This window comes from Dietzia maris (assembly GCF_014144855.1).
In the GTDB taxonomy this organism is placed as follows: Bacteria; Actinomycetota; Actinomycetes; order Mycobacteriales; family Mycobacteriaceae; genus Dietzia; species Dietzia kunjamensis.
The window spans coordinates 1-9,876 of sequence record NZ_JAALDN010000045.1 but is presented as its reverse complement, the minus strand read 5'-3'; the positions used below and the strand labels follow the sequence as shown (position 1 = coordinate 9,876).

The window sequence follows — 9,876 nt, the reverse complement described above, 5'->3', positions numbered from 1 at the left end:
ACCTCACGTCCCGCGTGAAAGACCGAGGCTAGGTATCTGACGCTGAAATCTCGGCCAGCGGAACCTGGTCGATGGATGAGAACCCCCCGGTGACGAGCCTGCTGCAGCGCGGCGGACGAGCGCGTCATCGTCGTGATCCTGCCTTCTGAACAAATCGTCCAGGACGCTCGTCCAGACTGATCTGTTCAGATCGCGAGCCGTTTCAAACCCGATGTGAGCCTCAGACGTGCTGGTACAAGCCATTTGTCAGCCGAACCATCAGATTGTGACGTTAGGAACAAATGTCAACTTTCAGGTTGCTACCGGCCAGTAGGTAAGTGATAATAAATGAGACGCGTCAACAGACACCTGTTGGTTATTCCCCTTCGTTCGAAAGGCCCTCGCATGAGCACCGCGCCCCAGACCCCCCAGCCCGCCGTCAAGAACCAGAACCGCCGAAAGAAGACCCGCGCCATCATGGCCTCGGGTCTCGTGCTGGGCGTCGGCGCCGCCGTGACCCTGGCCGCCTGGTCGGACACCGTGTGGGGCGAGGGCACCTTCGGTACCGAGAACACGTCGTTCAACATCCAGGGCAACTTCGAGGGTGGCGACAACTGGGCGGAGTACGTCTCATCCGCGGCCGTCGACGGCGAGGGCGGGCCCGGTTCGATGGCATTCGCTCAGAAGGCCGACTCCCTCATCCCCAACGAGCCCGTGTACCAGCTGGTCGGCCTGAGGGAGACCAAGCGCAATCTGGGCGCCGACATCGTGCTCAACCGCACCAACGCCGACGAGTCAGCGCTGGCATCGCATGTATCGGTCGCTGTTGTCGACCTCGGCAAGACGGCTACGGATGACGCTCCCACCTGCGACGCCAGCACCGACTTCAGCGGTGCCAAGGCCTCGACAATTGGCGCGGAAGCACCCGAGGTCATGGCCACCACCGACATCGACGCCGGCGGCTACCGCTGGGTATGCTTCTCCGCCACTCTCGCCGACGGCGCCCCCCTCGAGGTCGGCGACGAGCTCTCCGACGCGATCTTCTGGGAGTTCACCGCCACCTCCAAGGACCCCGTCCCCGCGGCGAAATAGCGTGTGACCGCGGCGGCGGGTGAGTATTCCGCCGCCGCATCCCACTGCTTTTCCCTCTCCCCTCTCAGCCCCACCTTCATCAGGAGAACGCCATGAGCACACCGACCGTGCAGAACCCCACGGAGGGCCCGGCCTCAGCTGCCGCCTCCCACCGGGCACCGCGCAAGCGGTCGGTGTGGTCGTACATCGGCGGCGGCATCGCCAATCTCCTGGCCGCGGGCGGGGTCGCGGCAGTGGGGCTCGTGATCGCCGCGGTCACGATGAACATCTCGCTGATCATGTTCAAGACCGGGTCAATGTCCCCCACCATCCCGACCGGCGCCGTCGCAGTGGTCAAAGAGATCTCCGCCGACGAGATACAGGTAGGCGACGTGATCACGGTTGACCGCGAAGAGGGCCAACTCCCGGTCACTCACCGAGTGGTCGAGGTGTACCCGCAGACGCCCGGCGAGGCGCTGGTTCAGATGAAGGGTGATGCCAACCCCAACATCGACCCCGGCATGTACCGGGTCGACACAGTCCGCAAGGTGCTGTGGTCGGTGCCCGAACTGGCCAACGTAATCGTCTGGTTCAGCAACCCGCTAGTCCTGGGTGGGATCACGGGCATCGCGGCGCTCGGAGTGCTGTGGACTTTCTGGCCCAAGGACGAGGATGAGGACGAGGTTGACGGGGGGTCCGCAGATGCGTAAGTCACTCAAGCAGCCGCGCGTCCTCCTGGCCTTCGCCGGCGTCTTGGTCTTGCTCATCACAATTGCCTTCGGCGCGGCCAACGTCCGCCCGACCGAGGCGACTTGGCAGGACACTGTCCACGGCGAGTCGGTCTTCGCCGCGGACCCGACCGCCTTCACCAACTATGCCCGCGCCGTCTCCGGTTTCGGTTCGATCGACCGACAGGCTACCTCCGCCACTACTCAGCAAGCCCGAGCCTTTGCAAACCCGAGAAATTCGGGCGGCACGGTGCAGCTGAATCACAACGACAGCGGTGTTATCGATGCACTTCCGCTCGAGATAAAGGGGAGCTCGTGCGCCCGCGTGCGCGCGCAGGGGACATCGGATTGTGCTGCGGCTGGCACTAACCTGGCTGCGGGTACCAGCGTCGCTTCTTCCGAGGTGACTCGCATGCGGCTCTGGCTCGCTGGAAATCGATCACGAGAGATCATCACCTACGGCACTTCTGACAGCCAGAAGGCCATCACCGCTACTGCGAAGTGCGAGCCCGGGAAAACCGGGCAAGCCAATGTGTCTGCGGGTGGTCCCATCTTCCTCCGCGAGGACACCCCGCTCTACCTTCCGCCGCTGAATCGACAGACCACCGCGTACAAGCCAGCAACGTTGCTTACCGGGGTCACCGGCGTCCTGCAGTACCACCATTCGTCGGGCATAGGCTGGGCGAAGGCCGAGGCACGACTCTATGTGACCAGCAATGTATTTCTTTCCGACTTCACGCTCCACGTGACCCTTGCTTCCGCCGAGTGCGATCTCGCCGGAGACGCTCACGGGGAGCCGAAGCGGCCCACAACTGCGCGCCCGGCGGCACTCCAGGAGTCGCCCAACCAGCCGTCGGTGAAGAGTCTTGTGAACCCGGCTTCTCTGCGGGCGATCCCGGAGATGGCGGAAAATAAGCCTGCCGAGGCACCCGATGTCAGCGCCAACCAAGACGCCCCCGCTATCGACGAAGTCGATAGCGGAGCCGATCTGCCGTCTCTGGACGACGTCGCGCGCGACGAGAGCGTCCACGAGTCCGATGAGGACTCCGGGGCCGCCGCCACGACGAGTGCGACCGCCGCTCCGACGACTTCGGCTCCCGCGAGACCCGGAGCCGGGACGTTAGCCACGACGACTGCGAATTCGAGCACTCCGCCCACGAGTGCGCCTGCCTCCGACGCGGCCTCCGCACCGATCACCGTCCCGACCGGTGACGCGACGACGGAGCAGACCTCCGCGACCGAGGGTCCGCAGGAGCCCGAGACGGTGCGAGTCGGCCGGGAGTTCGCAGTCGTGAACCGCGACGGCGTCGAGCTGGGCACCGCAAAGGTTGAGAACATCGTGCGCACGCCGGGCTGCGGTGTCGAGCTCACGCTGAGCATCGCGACCTCTGCCGAGGCGGGCCCCGAGCGCTGGGCCTCGATCGGTCCGAACGACTTCGCTGAGATGCGCCCCGGCGGTGCGACTCGAGACGCCCGGACGATCAGCTCGGAGTGCGAGCAGTCCGCGAACTCCGAGACCACAGTTCTGTCGGCGGACCGCGACTACGAGATCACCATCGCGTTCCTGATCGACGACTCCGCCCAGCGCGCGATGCTGCGGCCCGACGGCACCGCCGGGTGGGTTTTCGACCTGCCGCCGCTGCCGAAGGTGACCGCGACGACCAGCCCGTCAGCGCCGGCGACCACCACGAGCCCGACCCCGGACGCGAGCGCGCCCACCGTCGAAAGCCCAGTGCCCACTGCTGAGGCGTGAGTCATCCTCGTCAGGCACGCTCCGGGGGCGGGTCCGCGGTAGGCCGCACGGTCGCCGCCACTGCCCACTCGGCCGGTTCCGCACACTATGCGCGGGACCGGCCGAAGCGCTGCGGGCCCTCGTCGTCGTCAAAATCGTCCGAACGTACGACACACCCCGGTTGACCTGGTCAGATGCGCCCGGAAGCCGTCCCGGCAGTCCCACCAATCACCTTGGCCCATCAGTCACCACACCGTGTGGTGAGTGCGATCGCCGAGACGGCCACTTCGGATAAGTGGGGCCTTAACGTCAGGGGCGTCAGATCCACCTCGGCGTCCGCCGCCCGATGACGGGACCAGCCCATGACCGCGCACAAACGCCCACTCCGGGCAGCATTCAAGGCCTCGACAGTCGCCCTGACCGCCGCTCTCCTCGTGACCACCGCAGGCACACCCATCGCCGGCGGCCAGAACTCCGGCTCGCTCGAGTCTGACTCACTCAACCCCGGCAGTGGAGGCAGCGGCTCGCTCGGATCGGCGGGCAGCTCCGGCGGCGGGGCAGACGACGAGCTCGTGGGCCCTGACGCACCACCGCTGCAGGACATCGAACACAGCATCGTCCCCAAGGACGACACGACGATCGCTGATCCCGGGACGGTAGTCAGCGTCACGGGCGAAACCGGCGAGACCCAATCCACCGTGATCACGCCGGACCAGGACGACCAGCCCGCCGTGGGAGCGCCCTTCGTGGTGGACGTCGCGCCGGGGTCGCCCACCGGCGTCATCGGCAGGGTCACCGGGATCACGACCCTGCCCAGCGGACTCGTCCAGGTCGAAACCGAACCCGCGGGCATCGAAGAGGTTTACGACGAGTTCTCCATCAACACCACGGTAAACCTCGAAGACGCCGTGTCGACCGACGGCGGCTCCGAGGCGGGGCCGATGGGACGGATGCAATCCCGTTCCGGTGCGTCGATGCCCTTCCGAGCACTTCCGTCGTTCCTCGACTGTGAGGTGGGGAGCCCGGTGAACCTGGATATCGGGGTTACCCTCGCGGACCTCTCCGCCCAGGTCGTATTCAATCCACGGGACGAGTACCTCAAGATCGTCATGAACTACGGGCACTCAGCCGAGTTCTCTATCAACACCGTCGCCGGCATCAAGTGCGAAGTCGACGAGGACAAGATGCCGGAAGCCTTCATCCCGGTCGCCGGCCCCTTCGGCCTGGAAACCGGCCCGGTGCTCGAGATCGAGATGGGAGGAGGAGCCTCCCTCAGCGCCAAGTCGAGTTCGTCCCGATCCGACGGGATCGAGATCTCCCGCGATCGAACCCGGGCAATCAACCGCGCCGACTACGCGGTCAACGAGATCAGCGGCGACGGCAGTCTCGACGCCAAGATCTTCTTCGGCATCAAGGCTCGATTGAAGGCCGATATCAAGGCCGTCGATCTCGCCGCCGGCGTCTCGGTGGGCCCCGAACTATCAGCATCGGTCAACTCGCGCGACTGCTTCGAACTCAGCGCCTCCCTCCGGGTCGCAGCGACCGCATCCGCCTCGGCGCTCTGGGTGTTCGAATGGTCGACCAGCATCGTTCTCGGCCGCATCGGGTTCCTCTCGCTCATCGTCGAGTGCGGATCCACCGGCACCACGACGACCCGGCCGACCGGAACGACGACCACCACGCCGACGACAACCACGAGCACGCCTCCGCCCGGATTCCAGGACGGCGCGATCACCAACCTCGTGGTGGGGGCCGGCCTGAACTGCGACGTGCAATCCCCCACTGACGGCCGAAGCGTCTACTACGGACCGGGCGCCTGCGCGACGGTCGCTTTCGTCGACGGTCAGTCCTACGGCACCGCCGTTCCCGCCAGTGGTGGATTCAACTACGGGTGGACCCCGGTGGCACAGTCCACCACGGGCAGCGCGACCGCAGCCGACCCCCTAGTCATCCGGACCACCGTCCGCGCCGGCGACACCGGGATCGAGCTCACGCAGGTGGACTACTTCGTCGACGGCAACCCCGGCTATCAGACCGACATCACCGTCCGAAACACCAGTGGCGTGGCCAAGGACGTCAAGATCTACCGCGCCGCGGACTGCTACCTCAGCCGCAGCGACTACGGCACAGGATCCGTGTACAGCCGGTCGGTCTCCTGCAACGACAACAGCGGTCGGCGAATCGCCCTGACCGACCTCACCGGGGACGCACTGCGGCAGGAGGCGAGCTTCGACCAGATCTGGAACGTGGCCCGGTCGGGCGCTGACTACAACGACACCTCCGTGTCCGCTGAGCACGACAACGGCATGGGCATCAACTGGAACCGGTCGATCCCGGCCGGCGGGTCCACGATCCTGCGGTCCCGCTTCCAACTGGATGAGCCGGTTCGCCAGACCGCCGCCGCGAGGATGGCACCGCTGACCGCCGGACCGGACGCCAAGCCTGACCAGCCCACCGAGACGGTGCAGCCACTCCCAACGAGCGTGCCCACCAACTGACCGGCTGAGCACCGCGGGATCGCAAAACTCGGGCCCGGTCCGGAGAGCACATTCTCTCCAGATCGGGCCCGATCATGCGAAGGGACAGTCGCCGGCGGTTCCGCACAGTGAGTGGCTGCGTTCCGTGGCGGGGGCGGTCCTCGTCGTCGTCGTAATCTTGTCCGGCAACGCACTCAGCCGCCGCCTCGATCAGATCGGGCAGTGTCAGGTCGAGCAGTGTCAGAGAGCGATCTCAATGCGGGGAGCGGGCACCACGACGGGCTGGAGTCCGAGCGAGCCGCGCACAAACGAATCGAACATCCGGATCGTCCGCTCCCACCACAAGTACAACGTCTCGGATCCCATGGCCACACCTCCTGCTCGGTGAACCGGAAGGCCTCCGGCCCGCTGAGTCAAGTGTGTTCCCGCACCTTAGGAATCACCTCTGCGGCGGCCTGATAGTCGGGTGACAGAGTCCGAGGACATCCCACCAAACGTGGCGATCCGGCGGGCGCGGCGTTGGGGCATCGGGCAGCATGAGGGCATGGTCAAACCGTCGAACACCGCCGCGATCGCTACCGCCACCGGCCGCCCGTGGGACGAGTGGGTGGAAATGCTCGAGCAGGCGGGCGCGCGGGAGATGAACCACACCGCGATCGCGCGCCTGACCCTCGAACTGATGCCCGAGTCGGTCGAGCAGGCCGAGTGGTGGGCGCAGGGCACGGCCATCGCCTACGAACAGCACTCCGGTCTCCGCGTTCCGGGGCAGTCCTGCGACGGCGACTTCCAGCTCTCCACCTCGCGGACGGTCGCCGGGGACAAGGACTCGGCGCTGAAGGCGTGGACCGAGCTCGTCGCCGGGCGCGAGGAGTTCGGCGGGATCCCGGTGGACGGCGAGGCGTCGGTGACTCGGTCGGAGAAGTGGCGCTACTGGCGCGTCCCGCTGGCCGACGGCACACGGGTCGCGGTGAATATCAGCGACAAAGCCGGCGGAAAAGCCTCGGTCGGGCTGACCCACACCAAGCTCGACTCGGCCGAGGCGATCGACTACTGGCGGCCGGTGTGGAAGGAGCTGTTGGGGCAGCTCAGCTGACCACCCGGCCGGTTCGGCCGGAGCGAGCGACCGCGTGCGGGGGCGGCGGTGGCGGCCGTTGTCGTCGTCGTACTCCCCCGATGGCTACGCGCTGCTGTTCAGTGAGGTCGACCACGAGTTCGTCACGCAGTTCATCGAGCGCAACCTCGGCCCGGTGCGCGACTTCGACCGCACCCGCAGCACCGCGCTACTCGACACCCTCGGGGCGTGGTTCGGCGCCGACGGCAGCCCCTCCGCCACCGCCGAGCGACTGTTCGTGCACGTCAACACGGTGTACCAGCGGCTCGACCGGCTCGATTCCGTACTGGGCACCTGCTGGCGCCGCGGCGACCGGGCGCTGGAGCTGCGGCTGGCGCTGCGATTGGCGGAGTTGCCGGGGGGCGTGAGACGCGGGGTGTTAACGCCGCGGCCGGCTCCCAGTGATCCACGCACCCGCCCCCTCACGAGCGACGGATGGTCTTGGCATGGGCGCTCGCCTGCCGTACGCTTGCGTCATCTGCGACATATACGGCACGTGCAACATCTGCATTCAACGAAATCCCGCCTTGTCAGCGGCGAGCAGGAGTGACCTCTAATGCATGCTCTCGCGACCGAGAACGTTCCCGTCGATCAACTCGACGCCCTCGAAGATTTCGCGCGATCCGACGCTGGCCCTGAACTGCGCGACCTTCTCCTCGACCTGACCCGCCGAGTGCGTGACGGCGATGAAGTCATCACAATTGACGCTGATTCCACGCTCACCCCGAACCAGGCGGCCGAGCGACTCGGGATGAGCCGCTCCCACCTCTACAAGCTGCTGGACCGCGGGGAGATCCTCTTCCATCGAGTGGGCCGCGACCGACGCATTCGCGTGCGCGACCTTCTCGAATTCCAGTCACGCCATAACCGCGATCAGCGCGAGCTCGCCGAGCGCTTCGCGCACCAGCAGAAGACCGCCGCCTCTGTCGAGGACGAAATCGCCGACCTGCTCTGACGAAGACCTCGCCCTGGGTTCTCTTCAGAACGACGCTGATGTGCGACTTCTCAAGCAGGAGACTGCAGCACGCCTCCGCACCGAGTGGGAACTGGAGGCCCAGCGAACAGTTCTTGACGCACTGCGCAGTGTTCACTCCGGTGGGGAGTACCGAGCCCGAGTCCACCATCCGATCCCCGGAGTAGGCGATCTCGCTCACGTGAGCTTCAGCGTGGAGGCCATGCGCGAAGATGACTATCGAGCGGACGAAATCACCGTGGAGATCACGCCTGAGCCACGCTTCGCTGCGAGTGATCTCTTATGGCAATTGACGATTCGAATTTTGATCTCGATTGATCCACCAGAGCAGGGCTGGGATCGCTACGGGGACATCTACTCCAACATCGCGGACCCGGGGGCATGGGCGAAGCGACGGGAGGCTCTGGCGACCTTGGTGGCAGCGGGCGACCTGGCTCTCTCTGAGCCGGGGTCGATGAGCCACTACACCCATCGTGAGCACCTTGCGGGCAAGACGATTAACGGGGAAGCCGTACGCGCACTCTGCGGCCCTTTTTTCGTCCCGCGGCAAGACCATCACTCTTTGCCCCTCTGTCCGAAGTGCGCGGAGAGATACGCGGCACTCTGAGTAGGCATCAGGGCATCAGGATAGTGACACACGCTGAGGTGGCCTCATGGCCCTGCGCCGCCGACCCCCAGTGGACAACCAGCGAACCGATTGGAGACGCGGGCCCCGCTCTCCCGGAGGCGCTGACCTGCAATGCCCTGAACGGGCCCTGCAGGGCACCGCAGTTCAGCGGTGGTTTCGACGCAACGCGGCAGGGGGGGCCGACTGTCAGACGGCAGGCTCAGACCACAGTGCCCGGCACGACCACCGGGTCAACTGCCGGGAAGTTGCTCTTCGCGTAGCCGGCGATCGATCGGATGCCCGCGATGTTGATCGTCCCGCCGACGGCCGCGCCCGCCACGGGCACGACCTTGACCAGGTTGATGGACCCCGTGGTGCCGAACTTGGTGACCAGACGGAAGCCCACCGCCTTGTTGATCTTGGTCAGGACGGTGCCCGGCACCCTCTTCAGGGCCGCGACGGCCGTCTTGGTGCCGATCTCGACGCCGGCCTTGGACATCGCCTCCACACCGGCGGATCCGATCAGCGACACCGCGATGACACTGCGGACCTCTTCGCTGTGGACGTCATATCCGCGTAGGTGCGCAACGGCCGCGATCATCCGGGTGGCGCGGGTGTAGAAGACGGTGACATCCGTGGGAATGGCCACCGCCATCGTGGCAAGCCCGCCAAGCCCGGAAACGAACCCCGACGCGCCCACGACCCTGGTGTGCGTGGCGATGATCCGCTTGATGGCCTTCTCGGCGTAGCCACCGGAGTGCTTGAGCGCCTCGGCGGCGATGGTCTCGGCACCCTTGACCGGTCCGAAACCGTTCACTCCCGAATCGAGGATGAAGTTGATGGTGGCCGTGGCCGCCGTCTCCATATCGCCTTCAGAGATCGACTTGGTGATCTCCTTGACACGCTTGGGTTGGGCAATCGCCATGAGGGGGCGCCTTTCGGACAGGCCTGAGGGGGACGGTTCGCTCTCACTGCGGCCGCTAAGTGAGCCCGTGCGCCGGGGAGGGAGTCTCGGCACTGGGAAAGAGAATAAACACTCTTTGCCCCGAGCAGTTAACGGTGTCGACTATTCGGTGCGGGACGCGCGCCCGCGGCGTGGCCGGCCCGAGCCCTCTGACCTGGGGCGCCCTGCACGGGTCGTCCAGGGCACCCCAGGTCAGCGGCGGTTTCGGCGGGCGGCGGCCCGGGTGCAGGCGGA

10 protein-coding genes are annotated in these 9,876 nt (G+C 66.2%); 8 read left to right on the top strand and 2 right to left on the bottom strand.

From position 1 onward, the window contains the following. Positions 1 to 384 precede the first annotated feature (384 nt). From G6024_RS01755 to G6024_RS01740, 4 genes are all read left to right on the top strand, one after another. Entirely contained in the window at positions 385 to 1,071 is a 687-nt protein-coding gene (locus G6024_RS01755; protein WP_159147744.1) for a SipW-dependent-type signal peptide-containing protein, read from the top strand. 92 nt (positions 1,072 to 1,163) lie between these two features. Further along, entirely contained in the window at positions 1,164 to 1,760 is a 597-nt protein-coding gene (locus G6024_RS01750) for a signal peptidase I (RefSeq protein ID WP_159147742.1), read from the top strand. Continuing rightward, entirely contained in the window at positions 1,753 to 3,531 is a 1,779-nt protein-coding gene (locus tag G6024_RS01745; protein WP_159147740.1) for a hypothetical protein, read from the top strand. The genes G6024_RS01750 and G6024_RS01745 overlap by 8 nt, the downstream gene beginning before the upstream one ends. A 341-nt stretch (positions 3,532 to 3,872) precedes the next feature. Beyond that, positions 3,873 to 6,008 (top strand): hypothetical protein, encoded by a 2,136-nt coding sequence (locus G6024_RS01740; RefSeq protein WP_159147738.1) that lies wholly within the window; start codon positions 3,873 to 3,875, stop codon positions 6,006 to 6,008. A 219-nt stretch (positions 6,009 to 6,227) separates the two neighbouring features. Here G6024_RS01740 and G6024_RS16860 read toward each other — a convergent pair whose 3' ends face one another. Next, a complete protein-coding gene (locus G6024_RS16860) occupies positions 6,228 to 6,353 on the bottom strand; it encodes a hypothetical protein (RefSeq protein ID WP_268817099.1) in 126 nt (41 codons plus the stop codon). 178 nt (positions 6,354 to 6,531) lie between these two features. Between G6024_RS16860 and G6024_RS01735 the strand changes: the two genes are divergently transcribed. The 4 genes from G6024_RS01735 (at position 6,532) to G6024_RS17015 (ending at position 8,678) form a co-directional block, all read left to right on the top strand. After that, on the top strand, positions 6,532 to 7,080 hold the full coding sequence (locus tag G6024_RS01735) for a hypothetical protein (protein WP_159147737.1): 549 nt from the start codon (positions 6,532 to 6,534) through the stop codon (positions 7,078 to 7,080). A gap of 34 nt (positions 7,081 to 7,114) precedes the next feature. Next, complete coding sequence (locus G6024_RS01730; RefSeq protein ID WP_159147735.1) at positions 7,115 to 7,648, top strand: PucR family transcriptional regulator; 534 nt, start codon at positions 7,115 to 7,117, stop codon at positions 7,646 to 7,648. A gap of 6 nt (positions 7,649 to 7,654) precedes the next feature. Next, on the top strand, positions 7,655 to 8,053 hold the full coding sequence (locus G6024_RS01725) for a helix-turn-helix domain-containing protein (RefSeq protein WP_159147733.1): 399 nt from the start codon (positions 7,655 to 7,657) through the stop codon (positions 8,051 to 8,053). Positions 8,054 to 8,252: 199 nt separating this feature from the next. Then, positions 8,253 to 8,678: a DUF3039 domain-containing protein gene (locus G6024_RS17015; RefSeq protein ID WP_159147731.1), complete on the top strand. Its 426-nt coding sequence runs from the start codon at positions 8,253 to 8,255 to the stop codon at positions 8,676 to 8,678. A 220-nt stretch (positions 8,679 to 8,898) separates the two neighbouring features. Here the strand turns inward: G6024_RS17015 and G6024_RS01715 are convergent, their stop codons facing one another. Further along, positions 8,899 to 9,603: an EcsC family protein gene (locus G6024_RS01715; RefSeq protein WP_159147729.1), complete on the bottom strand. Its 705-nt coding sequence runs from the start codon at positions 9,601 to 9,603 to the stop codon at positions 8,899 to 8,901. Between the last annotated feature and the right edge of the window lie 273 nt (positions 9,604 to 9,876).